The organism is Mycobacterium sp. E2699, assembly GCF_001666745.1.
Taxonomy (GTDB): Bacteria; Actinomycetota; Actinomycetes; order Mycobacteriales; family Mycobacteriaceae; genus Mycobacterium.
Genome location: NZ_LZJH01000070.1, coordinates 12,216 through 31,662, shown reverse-complemented (window position 1 = coordinate 31,662; position 19,447 = coordinate 12,216). Strand labels below are relative to the sequence as shown.

The 19,447-nt window shown below is 69.0% G+C and carries 22 protein-coding genes and 1 pseudogene; 10 read left to right on the top strand and 13 right to left on the bottom strand.

Annotated elements, in window-relative coordinates; translation table 11 throughout:
* Window positions 1-222: 222 nt before the first annotated feature.
* Entirely contained in the window at window positions 223-576 is a 354-nt protein-coding gene (locus A5696_RS11725) for a VOC family protein (protein ID WP_067878193.1), read from the bottom strand.
* Window positions 577-614: 38 nt separating this feature from the next.
* Here A5696_RS11725 and A5696_RS11720 point away from each other — a divergent pair, with 38 nt between their 5' ends.
* Window positions 615-881, top strand: coding sequence for a YdeI/OmpD-associated family protein (locus A5696_RS11720; protein ID WP_067878190.1), 267 nt, complete (start codon window positions 615-617; stop codon window positions 879-881).
* Window positions 882-890: 9 nt separating this feature from the next.
* On the opposite strand, the gene A5696_RS11715 is transcribed toward A5696_RS11720, so the two are convergent.
* The 3 genes from A5696_RS11715 to A5696_RS11705 all read right to left on the bottom strand — a co-directional run bounded on the left by A5696_RS11715 (window position 891) and on the right by A5696_RS11705 (window position 3,228).
* Window positions 891-1,220, bottom strand: a complete 330-nt coding sequence (locus A5696_RS11715; protein ID WP_067878188.1) for a GNAT family N-acetyltransferase — start codon at window positions 1,218-1,220, stop codon at window positions 891-893.
* 114 nt (window positions 1,221-1,334) lie between these two features.
* Window positions 1,335-2,717 (bottom strand): acyl-CoA dehydrogenase family protein, encoded by a 1,383-nt coding sequence (locus tag A5696_RS11710; protein WP_067878185.1) that lies wholly within the window; start codon window positions 2,715-2,717, stop codon window positions 1,335-1,337.
* 94 nt (window positions 2,718-2,811) lie between these two features.
* On the bottom strand, window positions 2,812-3,228 hold the full coding sequence (locus A5696_RS11705; RefSeq protein WP_067878182.1) for a WhiB family transcriptional regulator: 417 nt from the start codon (window positions 3,226-3,228) through the stop codon (window positions 2,812-2,814).
* Window positions 3,229-3,373: 145 nt separating this feature from the next.
* Here A5696_RS11705 and A5696_RS11700 point away from each other — a divergent pair, with 145 nt between their 5' ends.
* From A5696_RS11700 to A5696_RS11675, 6 genes are all read left to right on the top strand, one after another.
* Window positions 3,374-4,159, top strand: coding sequence for a helix-turn-helix domain-containing protein (locus A5696_RS11700; protein ID WP_067878179.1), 786 nt, complete (start codon window positions 3,374-3,376; stop codon window positions 4,157-4,159).
* The gene (locus A5696_RS11695; RefSeq protein WP_067878176.1) at window positions 4,156-4,965 is read left to right on the top strand and encodes a C40 family peptidase; all 810 of its coding nucleotides are present in this window, start codon (window positions 4,156-4,158) and stop codon (window positions 4,963-4,965) included. The genes A5696_RS11700 and A5696_RS11695 overlap by 4 nt, the downstream gene beginning before the upstream one ends.
* An 11-nt stretch (window positions 4,966-4,976) precedes the next feature.
* Entirely contained in the window at window positions 4,977-5,339 is a 363-nt protein-coding gene (locus A5696_RS11690; protein ID WP_067878202.1) for a DUF4226 domain-containing protein, read from the top strand.
* Between the two features lie 103 nt (window positions 5,340-5,442).
* Window positions 5,443-6,819, top strand: a complete 1,377-nt coding sequence (locus A5696_RS11685; RefSeq protein ID WP_067878173.1) for a DUF4226 domain-containing protein — start codon at window positions 5,443-5,445, stop codon at window positions 6,817-6,819.
* Window positions 6,820-6,871: 52 nt separating this feature from the next.
* Complete coding sequence (locus tag A5696_RS11680; RefSeq protein WP_067878170.1) at window positions 6,872-7,189, top strand: ESX-1 secretion-associated protein; 318 nt, start codon at window positions 6,872-6,874, stop codon at window positions 7,187-7,189.
* Entirely contained in the window at window positions 7,186-7,488 is a 303-nt protein-coding gene (locus A5696_RS11675) for a DUF2694 family protein (protein WP_067878167.1), read from the top strand. The genes A5696_RS11680 and A5696_RS11675 overlap by 4 nt, the downstream gene beginning before the upstream one ends.
* Here the strand turns inward: A5696_RS11675 and A5696_RS27980 are convergent.
* Entirely contained in the window at window positions 7,485-7,628 is a 144-nt protein-coding gene (locus A5696_RS27980; protein WP_197516952.1) for a hypothetical protein, read from the bottom strand. The two genes, A5696_RS11675 and A5696_RS27980, sit on opposite strands and share 4 nt — an antisense overlap.
* Window positions 7,629-7,710: 82 nt before the next feature.
* Between A5696_RS27980 and A5696_RS11670 the strand changes: the two genes are divergently transcribed.
* Complete coding sequence (locus tag A5696_RS11670) at window positions 7,711-8,991, top strand: DUF5631 domain-containing protein (protein WP_067878165.1); 1,281 nt, start codon at window positions 7,711-7,713, stop codon at window positions 8,989-8,991.
* A 4-nt stretch (window positions 8,992-8,995) separates the two neighbouring features.
* Here the strand turns inward: A5696_RS11670 and A5696_RS11665 are convergent, their stop codons facing one another.
* Window positions 8,996-9,751 (bottom strand): TIGR03084 family metal-binding protein, encoded by a 756-nt coding sequence (locus A5696_RS11665; RefSeq protein ID WP_156738354.1) that lies wholly within the window; start codon window positions 9,749-9,751, stop codon window positions 8,996-8,998.
* A 27-nt stretch (window positions 9,752-9,778) separates the two neighbouring features.
* The gene (locus A5696_RS11660) at window positions 9,779-11,020 is read right to left on the bottom strand and encodes an MFS transporter (protein WP_067878158.1); all 1,242 of its coding nucleotides are present in this window, start codon (window positions 11,018-11,020) and stop codon (window positions 9,779-9,781) included.
* Between the two features lie 200 nt (window positions 11,021-11,220).
* On the opposite strand from A5696_RS11660, the gene A5696_RS11655 reads away from it, so the two are divergent.
* The gene (locus A5696_RS11655) at window positions 11,221-11,823 is read left to right on the top strand and encodes a YqgE/AlgH family protein (RefSeq protein WP_156738352.1); all 603 of its coding nucleotides are present in this window, start codon (window positions 11,221-11,223) and stop codon (window positions 11,821-11,823) included.
* A 4-nt stretch (window positions 11,824-11,827) separates the two neighbouring features.
* On the opposite strand, the pseudogene A5696_RS27070 reads toward A5696_RS11655, so the two are convergent.
* The 3 genes and pseudogenes from A5696_RS27070 to A5696_RS11635 form a co-directional block, all read right to left on the bottom strand.
* Window positions 11,828-12,784 (bottom strand): annotated as a pseudogene (locus A5696_RS27070) (bile acid:sodium symporter family protein); the annotation flags it as partial.
* Between the two features lie 46 nt (window positions 12,785-12,830).
* Window positions 12,831-13,172, bottom strand: a complete 342-nt coding sequence (locus A5696_RS11640; protein WP_067878146.1) for a hypothetical protein — start codon at window positions 13,170-13,172, stop codon at window positions 12,831-12,833.
* Window positions 13,173-13,240: 68 nt separating this feature from the next.
* Entirely contained in the window at window positions 13,241-14,326 is a 1,086-nt protein-coding gene (locus tag A5696_RS11635) for an LpqN/LpqT family lipoprotein (RefSeq protein WP_067878141.1), read from the bottom strand.
* A 178-nt stretch (window positions 14,327-14,504) separates the two neighbouring features.
* On the opposite strand from A5696_RS11635, the gene leuS reads away from it, so the two are divergent.
* A complete protein-coding gene (gene leuS, locus A5696_RS11630) occupies window positions 14,505-17,417 on the top strand; it encodes a leucine--tRNA ligase (RefSeq protein ID WP_067878138.1) in 2,913 nt (970 codons plus the stop codon).
* Between the two features lie 13 nt (window positions 17,418-17,430).
* Here leuS and A5696_RS11625 read toward each other — a convergent pair whose 3' ends face one another.
* The 3 genes from A5696_RS11625 to A5696_RS11615 all read right to left on the bottom strand — a co-directional run bounded on the left by A5696_RS11625 (window position 17,431) and on the right by A5696_RS11615 (window position 19,447).
* Window positions 17,431-18,102, bottom strand: a complete 672-nt coding sequence (locus A5696_RS11625; protein ID WP_067878136.1) for an SDR family oxidoreductase — start codon at window positions 18,100-18,102, stop codon at window positions 17,431-17,433.
* 47 nt (window positions 18,103-18,149) lie between these two features.
* Complete coding sequence (locus tag A5696_RS11620; protein ID WP_067878133.1) at window positions 18,150-18,647, bottom strand: MarR family winged helix-turn-helix transcriptional regulator; 498 nt, start codon at window positions 18,645-18,647, stop codon at window positions 18,150-18,152.
* 65 nt (window positions 18,648-18,712) lie between these two features.
* Window positions 18,713-19,447 (bottom strand): amino acid ABC transporter ATP-binding protein, encoded by a 735-nt coding sequence (locus tag A5696_RS11615; RefSeq protein ID WP_369803328.1) that lies wholly within the window; start codon window positions 19,445-19,447, stop codon window positions 18,713-18,715.

The following is a 19,447-nucleotide window of genomic DNA, read 5'->3' as shown; positions in this document are numbered from 1 at the left end:
ATGAGGACACCTCGCGATAACTGGGCTGTCCTCTATGTCGGGAGACATCTGTCCTCTATGTCAATGAACCACAGACCCCTTCGCCCACTGTTGTGATCGAGTCGGGATGCGCGGCCGCTCGGCCGCCGCGTCCGCCTCGGAGGAGGATTACGCCTTCACCACGCGGTCGGTGGGAGCGCTATCGCGTGCGATACCGGATTTGAAAACCGCCCGACGAGGACCTCACCGAGCCAGCGGGCTGTAGAAGACCAAGCCGTTGCCCTTGTTGTCGTACACCACGGCGCGTCGTTCGTGAGCGTCGTCGTACGGGCCCTTCACGATGCCGCCGCCGCTCTCCTCCACGGCCTTCGCGGCGGCGTCGACGTCGGTGGTTTTGATGCCGACGACGACCTGCCCGGGAATGGGATGGTCCACCGCCGTCGCCAGGGCGAGGGTGACCGCCCCGCCGTCTAGGGCGGCGAAGTGGGCCCCATCGCGGAACTTCAACGGCATGCCGAGGGTCTCGCTGTAGAAGCGGATCGACCCGTCCAGGTCGTCGGTCGACAAGACAATCATCCGCACTTCATGCTCGCTCAATGCCGCCTCCTCTGGCTCGATCGCCTTACCCTAGCCCGGTGAGCAGCAACCGAGTGCCCGGCGGCGTGGTACACAGATTGCCCGCCGACCTGCGCGCGGCCCTGACCGCCAACTCCACCGCGCTGGCCGCCTGGCAGGACATCACGCCGCTCGCGCGCAACGAGTTCATCTGCTGGGTGGAGGACGCCAAGCAAGACGCCACCCGAAAGCGGCGCATTCGCCGCACCCAGGAGGAATTGGAGGAAGGCAAGCGCCGGCCCTGCTGCTGGCCCGGGTGCAAGCACCGCGAGCGCACCGGTAAGTGAGCGAGCCGGTCAGGACTGCAGCCACCGGTGCACGTCGGCGGTGACGGGGTCGGTGATGTCATCGAACTCGGGGTGCTTCTTGAGCACCGTGACCACCATCGAGCACACCGGGACGACCCGCTTGCCGTCGTCGCGGGCGGCGGTGAGGGCCTGCTCGATGAGGATCGTCGCCAGACCGCGTCCGCCGTACTCGCGGTCGATCTCGGTGTGGTAGAACACGCGCTGGTCGCCTCGATCGGCGAAGTCGGCGAGGCCGACGGTCTTGCCGTCGACGGCAATGGTGTAGCGACCCTCCTCCGCGGTGATGGTGGTGGGGGCGCCGGTCCTGTCGGCGGTCATCGGTGCTCCTTCCGGTGTGAGATCTCGGCGCCGGCGGCCTCCGACGCGCGAGCGATTTCGGCCGGCGCGGTCTCGAGGTTGCTCACCTGCTCGACGCTACGCCTCGTGGGGCCCTCACCTGCCCGGCGGCCGCAGCACCTTCATCGCCAACCGCATGACCGGGTCGGGGACGCGATCCTGCATCGACAGCGCCGCCTCGGCGGCGCGCGATCGCAGCGGGGTCCCGCGACCGAAGATCCGGTTCAGCGGGCCACCGGTCGGCTCGATCACCACATGCAGCGGCGGGGTTCCCACCGTGGCGCCCAGCGCGTTGGAGATGACCATGCGCTGAATCTCGCTGGTGCCCTCGAAGATGGTGTACAGCTTGGCGTCCCGATACCACTTCTCCACCGGATGGTCGGTGATGTAACCCCAGCCGCCCATCGTCTGGATGGCCCGTTCGGTGGCTTTGACGGCGACCTCGCTGGCGGCAAGCTTCGACATCGAGCCCTCGCCGCGATCGAAGGGGACGTTGTTCGCCGCCATCCAGGAGGCCCGCCAGGTCAACAGCCGGGCGGCGTCGATCTCGGTGGCCAGTTCCGCCAACGGAAACGCGATGCCCTGGTTGTCGATGATCGGGCCGCCGAAGGCCTCCCGCTCCGTGGCGTACCACGTCGCGTACTCCAATGCGGCGCGCGCGATCCCGATCGCCTGGGCCGCGACCATCGGACGGGTCTGCTCGAAGGTGCCCAATGTCGCCGAGCCGGACCGCTTTCCGCCGGCCACCACCTCGCGTGCCTTCGCTAGCTTGTGTTCCAGCTTCTCTTCTCCGCCAAGCAAATTGGCCGCCGGAACGCGCACCCCTTCGAACAGCAACTCGGCGGTGTGGGACGCGCGGCAACCCAGCTTGTCGAGTTTTCGAACCAGTTTGAGCCCCGGCGTGCCGCCGGGCACCACGAACAGCGCCTGACCGCGATGCCCCAGTTCCTCATCCACGACCGCGTTGACCACATGCACGTTGGCGATGCCGCCGTTGCCGATCCACATCTTGTGGCCGTCGATGATCCAGTCGTCACCGTCGCGGCGCGCGCGGGTGCGCAGATTCCGAACGTCGCTGCCGCCCTCGGGCTCGGAGATCGCCAGGGCGGCCAGCTTGACATCCCCTGGGGTGCCGAAGCATTCGGGCGCCCACTCGAGCATCTGCTCCGGCGAGGCGGCCTGACCGATCGCCGACAGCGCCAGTGCGGGCATAACGATCGCCAATCCGATTCCGGCACAACCCCAAAAGAGCTCTTCCATGAACATCGGTAGCGAAATGCCGGTCGGGTCGCCGATCAGGTCGCGATAGAACAGCGGACTGTAAAAGCCGCGCTGGGCGGCCTCCTCCAGCACCGGCCAGGGAAACTCCTGGCGCTGGTCGTAGTGGAGCGCCACGGGGCGGATCACTTCTTCGGCGAACTCGTGGGTGCGCCGGGCGAGGTCGTGTTGTGCCGCCGTCGGTGTCAGGTCGAACGTCATGGGTGTGCCTCTGGGTCGACGGACTCGGTCCTGCCAAGCCCGTCTACCCCGCCGGCCGGGCCAGCAAACGGCGGTCGGGGAAGGTGACGGGAGGTCAGGCGGCCGAACGGGGCCCGACTTGTGCGACCGGCAGGTGCACCACCACCGCGGCGACGGGAATCGCGTCATGCTCGTGGCGCGCCAACAGCGCCGCGTTCTCGGGCAGCTGTCGCGAATTGATCTCGCCCGCGGCGATTCGGCGCAGTACGTCGTGGGCGCGGGCGAGTTGTTCGCGCTTGCGGTACTGGCCACCGGGAAGCTTGACGCCGGCCCAGACGCCGTACTCCTCGCGGTGCGCGATCGCGTGCTGGGCGCACCGGCGCTGCTGTGCCAGCGGGCAGCGGCGCAGGCACTGGATCCGCGCCTCGGTGGCGGACCGCTCGTAGGCGCGCGCCTTGGCGGCGCCGTCACCACCGTCGTCGTCGGGGTAGCCGAACCACAGTTCCGGGTTCGCTGCGCAGGGGTGTCCCATGTCGGTCTCCTTGATCCAGCGGTGAAACGTAGACGAAAGCGTATACGCATTGCAACCGGCGACGCAAGAGAAACGAGATATAAACGTATATCCGAGGCCTCGTCGCGGGTTCTGTGTAATATCCGGCCCATGGCCGGAGCGTGCGGTGAGCCGTGAATCGGCCGGCGCGGCCATCCGCGCATTGCGCGAGTCACGCGACTGGTCCCTGGCCGAGCTGGCGGCCGCGACGGGCGTGAGCATCATGGGCCTGAGCTTCCTCGAGCGCGGTGCCCGTAAGCCGCATAAAAGCACAGTTCAAAAGGTCGAGAATGGGTTGGGCCTGCCGCCGGGCACCTATTCTCGGCTGCTGGTAGCCGCCGACCCGGATGCGGAGCTGGCCCGGCTGATGGCCGCGCAACCGGTAGACACGCGGTCGGCGCGGCCCGCCGGAACCGTGGTGGTCGACCGCCACAGCGACACGGAAGTGCTCGAAGGCTACGCCGAAGCGCAACTCGATGCCCTCAAATCCGTCATCGATCGGCTGCCGGCGACGACATCAAACGAATATGAGACGTATATTCTGTCTGTGATCGCTCAATGCGTGAAGGCGGAGATGCTGGCCGCCAGCTCCTGGCGGGTGGCCGTCAACGCCGGCGCCGACTCGACGGGCCGGCTCATGGAGCATTTGCGGGCGCTCGAGGAGACGCGCGCCGCGCTGCTGAAGCGGATGCCCACCAGCTTGAGCGCGCGCTTCGATCGCGCGTGCGTGAAGTCGTCTCTGCCGGAGACGGTCATCGCGGCGCTCGTCGGCGTCGGCACCGACGAAATGTGGGACATCCGCAACCGGGGGGTCATCCCCCCGGGGGCGCTCCCCCGCGTCCGCGCCTTCGCCGAGGCGGTCGAGTCGCAGGGCCCGGACAGCGCACACGGCGGCGACGAGGAGGCGCGGTGACCGCCAGTGAAATCGAGGTGCTGAGTCGCGCTCATCGACTCTTTGCCGGCAGCACGACGCCGCCGGCGCTGGAGGCGGGCACCGGGTCGCTGCAACGCGAAAGCGGTCCGAACAGCTCTGTGGCACACGGTTTTTACCGGCTCGCGGCGGGCCGCGCCGAGCAGCGCCTGCGATCGGCGGCGGGTACGGACGCGCAAGCGGCCGGCGTCATCGCCGGCGCCATCCGGGATCGCGCCGAGGCCCGGGAGCTGACCCGATCGGTCGTCGACCAGGCCCGCACCGAGAAGACCGCGGCTCCCCCGACGCCGATGGCTCAGCGCGAGGCGATGCGGCGTCGCGTGGCGAGGCTACGCGCACAGCGCTCGCACGTCTTGTCGGCCCGCCTCAAGGCGCGGCGACACGCCACGGCGCTGCAAGCGCTGCGATACCGGCTGACACACCAACACCTTTCCAAACTGCCGGCGCCGAACGGCCGGGCCGCGGTCGCGGTGCGCGCGGCACTGTCGCGACTCGGACGCCCCTACGTGTGGGGTGCGACGGGACCCGACCAGTTCGACTGTTCCGGGTTGGTCCAGTGGTCCTACGCGCGGGCGGGCGTCCACCTGGGACGCACCACCTATCAGCAGATCAACGACGGGATGCCGGTGCCCCGTTCGCTCGTCCGGCCCGGCGACCTCGTGTTCCCCCATGCCGGACACGTCCAGATGGCGATAGGCAACAACCTGGTGGTCGAAGCGCCCTACCCCGGTGCTTCGGTGCGAATCAGCCGGCTGGGAAGCAACATTGCGATCCGGCGGCCGCTATGAGCAACGAATCCATGCCGGAACAGGCCGGGGCGTCGCTCGATGCCATGCAGGCGCGGCAGTCAGCGCTGGCCGGCCGGCACGGAGCCGCCTCCGATGCCGACCGCGTGCTGGCGGAGGTGCTCGCCGGCGCCCACGCCGCAACCCGCGAGAGCGTCAGGCGGCTCGACGCGATCGCCGAGGAGATCGACCGCGCCGCCGCGGCCCGCGCGGACCTGGCCGTCGACACTCCCATGGGGGCGCGCGAACTGCGCAGATTTCTCGTGGACAAGCAACGCGAGATCGCCCGGGTGGTGGCCGATGCCCGCGAACTCGGACGCGCGAAAAGGGCTGTGCTGGAAGGGCTGCGCGCCCAGTACGCCCTCCCCCCGGGCTAGCCACCACCGATGCCGGCTCGTTGGTTCACAGGCGCGCGGGGGTGAATTGTCGCCAACAACGTGCCTGGGTACTGTCGCCCGGCATGGAGGGGTCGCGACACCGATGTCGACGTACGACGAGCTGATCAAGACGATCACTTCCGTCCGGGACAGCACCGGCGACCCGAACGCGTGGCAGGCGGGTCTGGCGCCGGATGAGGTGGCCGCGGTGGTCACGCCCACCACCAGGCCCGAGCAACTCGATGCGATCGTGCGCAAGATCCGCCAACGCTATGCGCCCCTCTTCGGGGCCGCCCCGGCGGGCGCACCCGAGCCCGGTCGAGGGCAGGGCGAGGCCGCCGAAGCCATGGCGGACGCCGAAGCGGCTCTGGCGCACCAGAATTCGGCGAGCTCTCAGCTCGACATGCAAGTGATCACTGCGATCTTGAACGCGCACCTCAAGGCCGTCGAGGGTAGCGAAGCGCTGACCAGGTTACAGCGCGAGACCGAGACCGCGGTCCTGACCCGCTCCGATCTCGACACCCCGGCCGGAGCCCGCGATTTCCAACGGTTCCTCATCGGCAAGCTCAAGGACATCCGCGCGGTCGTTCTGAACGCGAGCCTGGACGACACGTCGAAATCCGCGCTGATGGCCGCCTGGACGTCCCTGTACGACGCGTCCAAGGACGGCCCCGCCGAGCGTCCGCCCGAGGCCGCCGTTCCGGTTGCCGCATCCGGCGACCGCACCACCCAGTCCCCGGTCGACGATCCCGCACTCGAGCCGCTGCCGGATTCGATGTGGGCCGACGACTCCGGCGCGCCCGCCGGAGATCTCCCGGGATCCGCCCCGGCGGCCAGCGCCCCGGCGATGCCCACAGCGCCCGCTCTGCCTGCGGTGCCATCAATTCCCGGTTTCGGCGGGGCGCCGATCCCGGGCCTCGGGGGGTCGGGCGGACTCCCGTTGCCCGGCCTGCAGGACCTCGCGCGGGAGAGCTCGTTCGGTCCCCATGACCAGCAGCCCGGGGACGGCCCCGAAGAACCTGTCGGCGACGACGACAACGCCCACGCCGAGGACGTGACGGATCACTCCGAACCGCCACCGGCGGGCCCGACGGTGGTGACGCTGCCCGACGGCGATACGGTGACGGCCGCCAGCCCACAGCTGGCCGCGGCGATCCAAGCCGCCATCGGCGGCGCTTCGATCCCAGATGCGTTCCATCAACAGGGAATTACCATCCCCCCGCCGGGCACGGCGGTCACCAACCCCATCGACCCGCTCCAAGCGGCGCCCGGCGACATCGGCATCCTCACCGACCGGCACGCGCTTGCTCTCGGGCACGAAAAGGCCCTCCTCGACGGCCAGATTCAGCGCATCGCCACCGTGAGCGGGCCGAACTTTCTAGGCTGGGAGCATCCACCGGCGGCGGCCGCACCCGCCAACCCGCCGGCAGACCCGCACCCGCCGACACCCACTGGGCCGGCGGCCACGTCGACCGCGTGACAATAGTGATGCCGCCGGCCTGGCCGGCGGCGCAGCGAGTAGGAGAGAGCAGATGGCAGATCCAATCCGTGTGGTGCCCGCGCACTTACGTGAAGCCGCTGCGCATCACCAGGAGACCGCCGATTACCTGCGCACCGTTCCCGCATCGCACGCGGCGATCCAGGAAAGCCTGGACTCGCTCGGCCCCATCTTCAGCGAACTGCGCGACGCCGGCCGTGAACTACTCGAGCTGCGACGCCAGTGCTACGAACGGCAAGCCGACGAGCATGCCGACATGGCGGACAAACTGAGCGCGTCGGCGGCGATGTGGGAAGAGCACGAGCAAGACGCGGCGCGAAATTTCGGCGGCATCACCGACGGGGGTCGGTGACGGACGCCAATCCCGCCTTCGACACCGTCCATCCGAGTGGGCACATCCTCGTCCGCTCCTGCCGCGGCGGGTACATGCACAGCGTCGCGCTGAGCGAAGAGGCGATGGCAACCGACGCCGAAACCCTCGCGCAGGGAATCCTGTTGACCGCCGACGTGTCGTGCCTGAAGGCGTTACTCGAAGTGCGCAACGAGATCGTGGCGGCGGGTCACACCCCGTCGACGGAGGTCCCGACCCCGCACGACCTCGATACGGCGATCGAAAAGCTGCTCGCGCACAAGCTGCGACGACGTCCCTAAAGCAGCCACGTCTTGGCGCTGTCGGGATCGGGTGCGATGTCCGTGGGCGGCTCGACGGGATTGGGGCCGAACAACTCTCGCGCGCGAGCCAGCAGGGCGCGCACCTCGTCGAGTTGCTGCTGCAGCGCAGAATCAGCCATGTCCACACGCTACCCAGGGCGTCGCAGCTGCACAATTCACCGGCTGAATAGACGACCCGACCGATGCCGGTAGGCTTAGCCAGTGGCGATCTTCGGTCGGATAACGGCGCGCCAGCGCCTCCGGAGAGCTACCCGGGAATCGCTGGCGATTCCGGCCTTCAGCTCTCCGGTGGACTGCACCCCCTGGGTGACGGGTGGGCTTTGGCCTGCCGAATTGTCCACGCCCACTGCCGAAACAGCCAGCCTCGCAGAATATTTGAGGGACGACCTGCAACGGATCAGCAGAAGCGCGAACGACGAACTCAGAAAGATCCGACTGGCGGAAATTCCCGAATTCATCCGGCGGGAAGAAGAAGCCAGGGTGATCGACGAGGCCCGGGCGCGCGCCGTGCGGCGGGTCGAGTCGGCGGTTCGTCACGTGCACGCGGTGAAGGCCCAGCCGCGCACCGAAAGCCGAGGCCCGGAGCGGCTCGACAGTCTCGACGGCGCCGATCTGAAGACGCAAGTCATCCCCGCCATCACGGACGCGGAAGCCCCGGACGCCGTCCCCGAGCCGGAGCAGGTCATCGCGCGGGAGATCGATGAACCACCGGCAGCCGGCCCGGTGCCCGACGAAGTGGCCACCGCCCAGGACGAGCCCGAACCGGCCGAGCGCCGGCACCGGGAGTCCGGTGAGGTCACCGGCCCGCCACCGCCCGGGCCCGTCGAGCAAATCCCGGACACCGCGCGGACGATCGAATCCGACGACGAACGGTTGCAGCGCCTGCTTGCGTTCATGGTCCATCAAGAGCCGCGGCTGAATTGGGCGATCGGCGATCGGGCCGACGGCGCGACGGTATTGGTCACCGACCTCGCCCATGGCTGGATACCGCCGGGCATCGCGCTTCCGGCGGGGGTGCGGTTGCTGGCACCCGGGCGGCGCAGCGGCAGGGTCTCGGCCCTGCTCGGCGAGTCCCGCCGCACCCGCAGCTACGCCCCCGGTGACGCGCTGGGCTGGCTGGATGACTTCTCCGACACGAAGTCCTCAGGGCAGCCGCGCGAGCTGCCCGCGCTGGACGACCTCGGCTGGGAGTTGAGCCAGGCCACCCACTGGCGCGACGGATTGCCGCGCATGGTGCACACGTTGGCCAGGGCAGCTGCCGCCGGAACCGGGGTCGCGGAAGAAGAGATCGACCTGCTCCGAGTGCATCTCGACACCGCGCGCTACCAGCTTTTGACCCAGTACCCGAACATCGATGCGGCGCTCTTGCTCAACTGCCTGCTGCTGGCGGCCACCGAAGGCGAAGTGACCGGGGATCTGGTGTCGGCGAACTACCACCTCGCCTGGTTTCGCGAGCTCAGCGCGCCGAAGGACGGCGTTTAGGACTTCACCGGCCGGAGCCGGGGGGCCCCGCGAAGGCTTGCGCGATCTCCAGCCACCGCTGGGCGTCGGCACCGTGCGCGGTGATGTCGAGGACGCCCAGGGGGCGTCGCTGGGTCACCAGGAAACAGAAGTCCTCGGCGGAACCCGTGACGCGCTGACCGGCGTCCGCCGGGCCCCAGGACCAGGTGTCGCCGCCGGGTCCCCGCAGCTCGACGAGGAAGGGGTCGGTCGGCGGAGCCAGGTTGTTGATGACGAACGCGTAGTCGCGGGTGCGCACCCCGATGTGCGCGATCGACCGCAGCCGCTCGGTGGCGGGCCGCTTGACGCCGAGGGCGTCGGCGACGTCAAGCCCGTGCGCCCACGTCTCCATCAACCGGGCCGTCGCCATCGATGCCGCGCTCATCGGCGGCCCGAACCACGGCAGCTTGCGGCCGTCGGGCACGCCGAGCAGCGCCTCGTGCAGCCGCGTGCGGGTGGCCCGCCAGTCGGCGAGCAGTTCGGCCGGTGCCACGGCCGCCAGTTCCTCGGCCCCCGCGTCGACGAATCCGGTCGGATCTTTCTGAGCGTCCTTCAGCACCTCGGCGAATTCCGCCTCGTCGGTGACGGCGGTGAGCGCGACCCGATCGGTCCACAGCAGGTGTCCGATCTGGTGTGCGATGGTCCAGCCCGGCGCGGGCGTCGGATCCGCCCAGCGGCCGGCGGGCAGCGGCGCCACCAGCGCGTCGAGGTCGTCGCTTTCGGCGCGCAGGTCGGCCACCATCGGCTCGGCAGCGGTCACGTATGCACCTTAGCGAGAACCGGCCGGCTGGCCGCGGCGGCCGATGACGCCGTGCATCGCCAGGCCGATCAGGTACAGCACCGACCCGAAGAGCACAAACGCCGGCGCGCGGCCGTCGTCCGGGATCAACAGCGCCGACACGGTGATCGCGACGATGAACGCCACCCAGAACAGCGCGTCCTGCACCGCGAACACGTGTCCACGCAGAGCGTCGTCGACGTCCATCTGCATGGCGGAGTCGGCGCACAGCTTGACCACCTGACCGGCCACGCCGAGGCAGAAGCCACACGCCACCATCACCGGCAGGCGCAGCAGCGCGCCGGGGAGCTGGATGACCGCGGCCGCGACGAGCGCGCCGTTGGCTGTGGCGTAGCGCCCCCAGCGGCGGATCGCCCACGGCGTCAACACGTTGGCCAGAAACGCCCCCAGGCCGGAGGCGGCGAAGAACACCAACGCGACACCCAGTCCCCCGGTCGCCGGGCCGGGCAGGTGGTGGACCAGCAGCAGCATCACCAGGGAGTTGATCCCGACCACCATCCGATGCGAGGCCAGGCCCGACAAGGTCGCCGCGACCGTCGGGCTCTGCACCACCGTGCGCGCGCCGTGCATCCAGCCGGTGACCACCGCGTAGACGGCCGATCCGTGGATCGCGCGCTTCGTGTCGTCGGGGCCCAGCACGTGGGAGCCGAACCGCAACGACAACAGCAACGCGATCGACACGGGAATGGCCGTGATGAAGATGATCACCGAGGCGCCTTCGTCGCCGGCGCCCGCGAAGAAGCGCGGCACGAGCATGAAGTTGGCGCCGAGGAAGGCCGCGACGGCCCCCGACGCGGTGGCCACCGAGTTCATCGTCACCACCTGCTCGCGCGGCACCACATGGGGCAGGGACGCCGAGAGTCCGGACGCGACGAACCGGGCCAGGCCGTTGGCGAACAGCGCCGCGATCAGCAGCGGCATGTCGCCGGCGCGCATGGCCAGGATGGTGCCGATGCCCGCGATGAGAATCAGCCGGCCCGTCGTGGCGCCGACGAGCACGAGCCGTCGATCCCAGCGGTCCATCAGCGCGCCGGCGAACGGTCCCAACAGCGAGTACGGCAGGAACAGCACGGTGAACGCGCGCGCGGTGGCCATGGGGTCCGCGGCGCGGTCCGGGTTGAACAGCAGCGCGCCGGCGAGCCCCGCCTGGAACAGGCCGTCGCCGAACTGACTTGCCATGCGCACCTGCAGCAGTCGCCAGAAATCCGGCATGCCGCGCACCGACCGCCACAGGGCCGCGGGTGCGCGTGAGTGCGTCCGGGGTTGAGTCACAAATCCGACTTCCAGGATTGGCGTTGGCGGGAGCGCCGCGGTGCCCAGAGTACAAAGCGGCGGCACCCACCCTACAAATATTGTTGGCCGGCCACGCTCGATTGCCCCGGGCGGCGATGCGAAGGTGCGATGATGGTGGGATGCCGCCCGAAGACCCCGAGGACTATGTCGCACCCGCCGCGCAGCGGGTTCGCGCGGGCACTCTCCTGCTTGCCAACACCGATCTCCTCGAGCCCACGTTTCGGCGCAGCGTGATCTACATCGTCGAGCACAACGACGGCGGCACACTGGGTGTCGTGCTCAACCGGTCCAGCGAGACCGCGGTGTACAACGTGTTGCCGCAGTGGGCCAAACTGTCGGCGAAACCGAAGACGATGTTCATCGGTGGGCCGGTCAAGCGTGACGCGGCGCTGTGTCTCGCGGCGTTGCGGATCGGCGCCGATCCGCAAGGCGTGCCGGGCCTGCGGCATGTGGACGGCCGGATCGTGATGGTCGACCTGGACGCCGAGCCCGACCTCATCGCCCCGCTGGTGGAGGGGGTGCGGATCTTCGCCGGTTACTCCGGTTGGACCATCGGCCAGCTCGAGGGTGAGATCGAGCGCGACGACTGGATTGTGTTGTCGGCGTTGCCATCCGACGTTCTGGTGGGGCCGAGGTCCGACCTGTGGGGTCAGGTGCTGCGTCGCCAGCCGCTGCCGCTTCCGTTGTTGGCGACCCACCCGATCGATGTGAGCCGAAACTAGGGCCACTCCCCCGCGCGAGCCTGCTGGCGATCACCGCGCAGACCACCAACTGGATCTGGTGAAAGATCATCAGCGGCAACATCGTCAAACCGACCGTGGCCGGCGGGAACAGCACGAGCGCCATCGGAAGTCCTGACGCCAGGCTCTTTTTCGACCCGCAGAACAGCAGGACGATCGCGTCGCCGCGGTCGAGCCGGGCCAGCCGTGCGATGACGCTGGTGATGGCGAGCACCACCGCGAGCAGCGCTGCGGCGACGACGGTCACCGAGACCAGGCGCCACCCACCGACGCTGCCCCAGATTCCCTTGACCACGCCCATCGCGAATGCGGTGTACACCACCAGCAGGATGGACCCGCGGTCAACGACTTTCAGCAGTGCCGCATACCGGGCCACCGCCCCGCCCAGCCATGGCCGCGCCAGCTGACCCGCCGCGAACGGCAGCAACAGCTGCAGCACGATGTCGCGGATCGCGGCGGCGTCCACCCGGGGCGCGCCGCCGGTCGTCATCAACAGCACCACGAGCAGCGGGGTCAGCACCACACCGAGGATGTTGGACAACGACGCGCTGACGATGGCGGCCGACACATGGCCCCGCGCGATCGACGTGAACGCGATGGACGACTGCACCGTCGACGGGACGAGGCACAGGAACAGCAGGCCGTTGTAGAGGTCGTTGGTCAGCACCGCCGGCACCAACGCTCGGGCGGCCAGGCCGAGCAACGGAAAGATCAGGAATGTCGTGGCCAGCACGAGCGCATGCAGCCGCCATTGGCGCACCCCGTGCCAGGCCTGCTGGGGCGACAACCGGGTGCCGTACAGGAAGAACAACAGCGCGATCGCCGCTTTCGCCGCGGCGGACACGACATCGGCGGCCCGGCCATGGGCGGGCAGAACGGCGGCGAGGGCGACCGTCGCCGCCAGCGCCAGCAGAAAGGAATCGACGGGCAGCCGTTTCAACACGGACGGCCCGAGCGGGATCGGTTGGTGGCGGGTCGCCACCGTCGAATCAGTGGCAGGACTGCGTGCACACGGCGCAGCTGCCGGCGCAGCCGGGTGCGGCCGCCTCTCGGCGCAGTGCGAAGCGGGCGGTCTGCCACGACCCGGTGACCAGCGTCCCGAGGGCGCCCGCGACGCAGACGATCAGCACGAGCAGAGCGGTCCCCGGGGAGGCGGCCAGGGCCACCGCACCGCCGGCGGCCAACATCACGGCGGCCGCCAACTGGGGCGGGGCCATGGCCCGCAGCGCCAGTTGGGTGCCATCGGCGGTCTGATTGCGAACGAGCGACCAGACACCGAACCCGGCGGACGCCACCGCCGCACACATGCACACCCACCCCGCGATCAACATGGCCTCACAATACGAGCCGGACGGCGGACCCGCGCGCCCGGCTCGCGAAGCCTTCGTTCCGTGGCTGATCAACGCCCTTGCAGGAACGAGAAGTTCGGCAACGGCGGCAGCCCGGGCACCATGGTCAGCAGGTTGGGCGCCGGCCGGGAGCCGGCCGCCGGGTAGGGCTGGACGGGCTGAGCGGGAAGCCCGGCCGGCGCTGCTGCCGCCGGCTGCGCGGGAACGCCCACCGGTGCCGCCGCCGTCTGCGGGGGAAGTCCGACCGGGGCCGCCGGCTGGGCCGCGATCCCGACCGGGGACGCGCCCGGCCCTTGGGCCGGGGCGGGGGAAGCGGTTCCCGGCACGGTCACGCGGAAGCCGTTGACGATCGCGTCGGTGGCCGGCGCGTCCGCGACCGCCACCGCGCGGTCGGTGGTCACCGACAGCGACACCAGGTACTTGTCGTGTCCGGATGTCGCGATGACGTGGCGCCGCGACGTGTTGAGCAGCATGTCGCCGTCACGGTAGGTGCCCTCGATCACCGACGACGGGAAGCCGCCGAAGTCAGCGATCGAGGCGTTCGTGGTCTGCCACGCGAGCAGCTGCTGGCTGTCGACGAAGCCGTGGGTGATGGCTTCCTTCGGATCGAAGTTGCCGACCAGCTTGTACACGACCACCTGCGCGTTCGACGAGTAAATACTGGCCCCGTGCCGGTCGGCGATCACCGCGAACGCGTCGGGCACGTTGGGGTCGGGCACCTGGGTCCAGCGAGGGGGAACCGGCAGCGTGATGTCGAGCGCCTTGAAGCCCTGGGGCTTTTGCGCCTCGAGCTTGACGCCCTTCGACTGCAGGTAGTCACGCAGCGTGCCCGACACGGCGGGGGGCTGCGCGGGAGCGACCGGCGCGACCGCGGCGGGTGCGGGCGCCACGGGCACCGCCGGCGCGGCGGCGGCGTTCGGCGGCGCGTAGGGATTGGCGGCCGGGGGAGTGGCGAGCAACCTGTTGCCGGGCGCCGCCACGGCGTTCTGCGGCGCGGGCGCGACGGCGGGCGCGGGCGGCGGCACGGGAACCACGGGGTCGGCGGATGCGGTGGCGCCCGCGAACGCGGTGACACCGATCGCGCCGGCGGCCAGACCCCCTGCGACTACCCGCAACGAACGGGCGATCTGAATCATCAGCGTGATCCTTCCAACGGCTGGGCCCCACGTGGTCAGAGGCCGACTGTAACCAGAGGTCAAACGCGGTGGACAGGGCCGAAACCGACCTGGGATGAAGCTCTGATCGGTGCGCAACTGAACCGAGATCAACCTGTGGCCCGCCGGGGTCGCCCGGGCCGCCTTATACCCTGTTCAGGTGACCGAATCCCCGACCGCCGCGCCCCGGAGCGCATCGGGTGCCGCCGCGGCGGACTCCGATGCGCCGCCGCATCGCTACACCGCGGCGCTGGCCGGCCGGATCGAACGAGCGTGGCAGGAGAACTGGGCGAGGCTCGGGACGTTCAACGTGGCCAATCCGGTCGGTGATCTGGCGCCGCCCGATGGAACCCGGGTGCCCGACGACAAGTTGTTCGTGCAGGACATGTTCCCCTACCCGTCGGGCGACGGACTGCACGTCGGCCACCCACTGGGATACATCGCCACCGACGTCTACGCCAGGTATTTCCGGATGACCGGCCATAATGTCTTGCACGCCTTGGGTTTTGACTCCTTCGGGCTGCCCGCCGAGCAGTACGCGGTGCAGACCGGCACGCACCCGCGCACCAGGACCGAGGCCAACATCGTCAACTTCAAGCGCCAGCTGGGCCGGCTCGGCCTGGCCCACGACAGCCGGCGCAGCTTCTCCACCACCGACGTCGAGTTCTACAAATGGACCCAGTGGATCTTCCTGCAGATCTACAACGCCTGGTTCGACACCGCGGCCAACAGGGCGCGTCCGATCGCCGAGCTGATCGCCGAGTTCGATTCCGGTGCGCGTCGTCTCGACGACCGGCGGGACTGGGCCGGGCTGTCGGCGGGGGAGCGGGCGGACGTGATCGACGGCCACCGGCTGGTCTATCGGGCCGACTCGATGGTGAATTGGTGCCCCGGGCTGGGCACCGTGCTGGCCAACGAGGAGGTCACCAGCGACGGCCGCAGCGACCGCGGCAACTTCCCGGTATTCCGCAAACGGCTGCGCCAATGGATGATGCGCATCACCGCCTACGCCGACCGGCTGCTCGACGACCTCGATGTGCTGGATTGGCCGGACCAGGTAAAGACCATGCAGCGCAACTGGATTGGTCGCTCGACCGGTGCGCAGGCGCTGTTCTCGGCAAGCACGAGCGACGGTGACGCGGTCGACATCGAGGTGTTCACCACCCGGCCCGACACGCTGTTCGGGGCGACGTACCTGGTGCTGGCCCCCGAGCACGACCTGGTCGACGAACTGGCCGCCACCGCCTGGCCCGACGGCACCGACCCCCGCTGGACGTACGGTGCCGCCACGCCGGCCGAGGCCGTCGCCGCCTACCGCCGCGCGATCGCCGCGAAGTCAGACCTCGAACGCCAGGAGAGCAGGGAGAAGACGGGCGTATTCCTGGGCAGCTACGCCACCAATCCCGCCAACGGAAAACCGGTGCCCATCTTCATCGCCGACTACGTGCTGGCGGGTTACGGCAGCGGGGCGATCATGGCCGTCCCGGGGCATGACCAGCGGGACTGGGACTTCGCCCACGCGCTGGGCCTGCCGATCGTGGAAGTCATTGCCGGCGGGGACATCACGCAGGCCGCGCACGCGGGGGACGGTGTCCTGGTCAACTCCGGCTACCTCGACGGCTTGGACGTGGCGGCCGCCAAGCAAGCGATCACCGAACGGCTACACGCCGAGGGACGCGGACGGGCGCGCATCGAATTCAAGCTTCGCGACTGGCTTTTCGCCAGGCAGAGGTATTGGGGGGAGCCGTTCCCGATCGTCTACGACGCCGACGGACGCCCGCACCCGCTCGACGAGGCCGCGCTGCCCGTCGAACTGCCCGACGTCCGGGACTACTCGCCGGTGCTTTTCGATCCCGACGACGCCGACAGCGAGCCGTCGCCTCCCCTGGCGAAGGCGACGGAGTGGGTGCATGTCGAATTGGATCTGGGCGATGGCCTGCGGCCCTACACCCGCGACACCAACGTGATGCCGCAGTGGGCCGGCAGTTCGTGGTACGAACTGCGCTACACCGATCCGCACAACTCGGAGCGGTTCTGCGCCAAGGAAAACGAGGCCTATTGGATGGGCCCGAGACCGGCCGAGCACGGCCCGCAGGATCCCGGCGGGGTCGACCTGTACGTCGGCGGTGCCGAACACGCGGTACTGCACCTGCTGTACGCGAGATTTTGGCACAAGGTGCTCTACGACCTGGGCCACGTCAGTTCGCGCGAGCCGTATCGCCGGCTCATCAACCAGGGCTACATTCAGGCATTCGCCTACACCGACGCGCGCGGCTCCTATGTGCCGGCGGACGACGTGAGCGAACGCGACGGCAGGTTCTACTACCCTGGTCCGGACGGCGAAGTCGAAGTTTCCCAGGAATTCGGCAAAATCGGTAAGAGCCTTAAGAATTCGATCTCTCCGGACGAGATCTGCGACGAATACGGCGCGGACACGCTGCGGGTGTACGAGATGTCGATGGGTCCGCTGGAGGCGTCCCGCCCGTGGGCAACCAAGGACGTCGTCGGGGCGCACCGCTTCCTGCAGCGGGTGTGGCGGTTGGTCATCGACGAGCAGACCGGCGAAACACGGGTGACCGATGACGCGGGCGGCGAGGCGCTGGACGCCGACACGCTGCGCGCGCTGCATCGCACCATCGCAGGGGTCTCCGAAGACTATGCGGCACTGCGTAACAACACCGCCGCGGCCAAGCTGATCGAGTACACCAACCACCTCACCAAAGAGCACCGCGGGGCGGTTCCGCGCGCGGCGGCCGAGCCACTGGTGCTGATGCTGGCGCCGCTGGCCCCGCACCTGGCCGAAGAGCTGTGGTCGCGGCTGGGCCACACCGCACCGCTGGCGCACGGGCCGTTCCCACAGGCCGACCCCGCTTACCTCGTCGAGGAGACCGTCGAATATCCGGTGCAGGTCAACGGCAAGGTGCGTGGCCGAGTGGTGGTGGCCGCAAACGCCGATGACGACACGCTGAAGGCCGCCGCCATGGCCGACGAGAAGGTTCAGGCGTTCCTGGCCGGCGCCATTCCGCGCAAGGTGATCGTGGTCCCGGGCCGGCTGGTCAACCTGGTTCTCTAGCCGCGCAGGCGGATCATCGCCGGCCGGGCCGGAGCACGACTTCGTGGACGTGACCGTCGCGCGGTGTGGCCAGGGCATCGGCGACCGCCGCGGCGACGGTCTCGGGCCTGAGGAATTTGGCCGCGTCGTACTCGCCGCCCTCGAACGCGACGAGTTCGCGTTGCATATCGGTGTCGGTACGGCCGGGGTAGATAGTGGTCACGCGCAGGTCCGGCTCGTCCTCGCGCAACGAGTCCGCGAAGGCCCGGACCGCGAACTTGCTCGCCGAATAGGAGGCCATGCCCGGTGAAACGGTGCGCCCCGCACCGGAGTTGAGGAACACCACCTGGCCGCGGGCGCTGCGCAGCGCGGGCAACAGCGCGAGCGTAAGCGCCACGGCCCCAAAGATATTCACTGCGAACGTGGCGCGCCACTCCTCGACGTTGGATTCAGCGACGTGACCGGGAATGGACAGCCCCGCGTTGTGCACCAACACGTCCAGTTCGTCGACGATCTCGCAGCTGGCGTCGATCTCGTCGGTGTCGGTGAGGTCCAGTGGAAAAGTGGTGGCGCCGAGGCGTTCTGCCACGGCGTCGAGCCGATCGGAGGGCCTACCGGCCAAGAGCAGGGTGTGCGTTTGCGAGAGCGCTGTGGCGATGGCGGAACCGATACCGCCGCTCGCGCCGGTGATGAGTGCGGTGGGCATGACCTGAGTCTACGGAAGCCACCAATCGCTTTGCAGAGCAGCGTCTTTCACGCCTGCTTGCGCGCCGGGTGTTCTCCGGCGGGGCCGGGTTCGCCGGCGGCCAGGCGTTGCAGGGGCGCCAGCGCCTTCATCAGGGTGTTCAGGTCCGCCTCGGGCAGCTGACCGAGCATCGCGGCCAGCGCGGCGTGCCGGTTGGCCAGCGACTCGGCGTGAACGGCCCGTCCGCGAGGCGTGATGTCGACCAGCACCGCTCGCAAGTCGGACGGGTCGCGGGAGCGTTTCACCAGCCCGATCTTCTCCAGCCGGCGGATCGCCACCGTCGTGGTCGGTGTCCGCACCCGCTCGTGTGCCGCCAGGTCGGTCATCCGGATGGGCCCCTGATCGAGCAGGGTGACCAGAATCGACAGCTGCGCCAACGTGAGGTCGCCGGCTACGACGCCGCTGGGGTCCCCGCGGCGCAATATCGAAAACAATTTGGACAGCGCGCGGTGCAAACCTTCCGCAAGCTCCTTCACCTCGGGAGCTGTGGATTCGCTGTCCGCCATAAGTCGGGAGTCTAACCCGATATGTGTGCCGGACAAGGGAGCTATCGCCTACTAGTCGGAAACCGTCACAGCACTTGGGATAGGAACCGCTGGAGCCGCTCCGTTTTAGCGGCTTCGAATATTTGCTCGGGGGGTCCGGATTCCACGACTTTGCCGCGATCCATAAAAACGACAGTGTCGGATGCCGACCGCGCGAAACCCATTTCGTGCGTCACGACCACCATCGTCATGCCGTCGGCGCCGAGGTCTTCGATCAGTTGCAGTACTCCCTTGACCATTTCGGGATCCAGCGCCGAGGTCGCCTCGTCGAAGAACATCACCTGCGGGGCCATCGCCAGCGCGCGGGCGATCGCGACCCGCTGCTGCTGGCCGCCGGACAGCGTGCCGGGGCGGGAATCGGCCTTGTGCTTCAGGCCAACTCGGTCCAGCTGTGCCAGCGCCAACTCGCGGGCCGCGTCCGCGGGCAGGCGCCGCAACTTCGACGGCGCCAACACGACGTTTTTCAGCACGCTCAGGTGCGGAAACAGATTGAAGTGCTGGAACACCATGCCGATGCGCTGGCGGAGCTGATTGGGATCGTCGCGCATCACCGACCTGCCGTCCAGCAGGATGTCCCCGCTGTCCGGTTCATGCAGCCGGTTCAGGGTGCGCAGCAACGTCGACTTGCCCGAGCCGGATGGCCCGATGATGGCCACCGTGCTACCCGCGGGGGCCTCGATGTCCACGCCGCGCAGCACCAGATTTCCGCCGAGAGTCTGGTGAATGTCTTTGGCCACCAACGATACCGACGCGTGCCTCAA

Excerpts from the sequence above, each read along its gene's own strand:
- A5696_RS11715 (WP_067878188.1), bottom strand. The coding sequence starts at position 1,220 with ATGACCGCCGACAGGACCGGCGCCCCCACCACCATCACCGCGGAGGAG.
- A5696_RS11685 (WP_067878173.1), top strand. The coding sequence starts at position 5,443 with ATGTCGACGTACGACGAGCTGATCAAGACGATCACTTCCGTCCGGGAC.
- A5696_RS11660 (WP_067878158.1), bottom strand. The coding sequence starts at position 11,020 with ATGCCGGATTTCTGGCGACTGCTGCAGGTGCGCATGGCAAGTCAGTTC.
- A5696_RS11710 (WP_067878185.1), bottom strand. The coding sequence starts at position 2,717 with ATGACGTTCGACCTGACACCGACGGCGGCACAACACGACCTCGCCCGG.
- A5696_RS11690 (WP_067878202.1), top strand. The coding sequence starts at position 4,977 with ATGCCGGAACAGGCCGGGGCGTCGCTCGATGCCATGCAGGCGCGGCAG.
- A5696_RS11655 (WP_156738352.1), top strand. The coding sequence starts at position 11,221 with ATGCCGCCCGAAGACCCCGAGGACTATGTCGCACCCGCCGCGCAGCGG.
- A5696_RS27980 (WP_197516952.1), bottom strand. The coding sequence starts at position 7,628 with ATGGCTGATTCTGCGCTGCAGCAGCAACTCGACGAGGTGCGCGCCCTG.
- A5696_RS11625 (WP_067878136.1), bottom strand. The coding sequence starts at position 18,102 with ATGCCCACCGCACTCATCACCGGCGCGAGCGGCGGTATCGGTTCCGCC.
- A5696_RS11665 (WP_156738354.1), bottom strand. The coding sequence starts at position 9,751 with ATGGTGGCCGACCTGCGCGCCGAAAGCGACGACCTCGACGCGCTGGTG.
- A5696_RS11705 (WP_067878182.1), bottom strand. The coding sequence starts at position 3,228 with ATGGGACACCCCTGCGCAGCGAACCCGGAACTGTGGTTCGGCTACCCC.
- A5696_RS11635 (WP_067878141.1), bottom strand. The coding sequence starts at position 14,326 with ATGATTCAGATCGCCCGTTCGTTGCGGGTAGTCGCAGGGGGTCTGGCC.
- A5696_RS11620 (WP_067878133.1), bottom strand. The coding sequence starts at position 18,647 with ATGGCGGACAGCGAATCCACAGCTCCCGAGGTGAAGGAGCTTGCGGAA.
- A5696_RS11680 (WP_067878170.1), top strand. The coding sequence starts at position 6,872 with ATGGCAGATCCAATCCGTGTGGTGCCCGCGCACTTACGTGAAGCCGCT.
- A5696_RS11640 (WP_067878146.1), bottom strand. The coding sequence starts at position 13,172 with ATGTTGATCGCGGGGTGGGTGTGCATGTGTGCGGCGGTGGCGTCCGCC.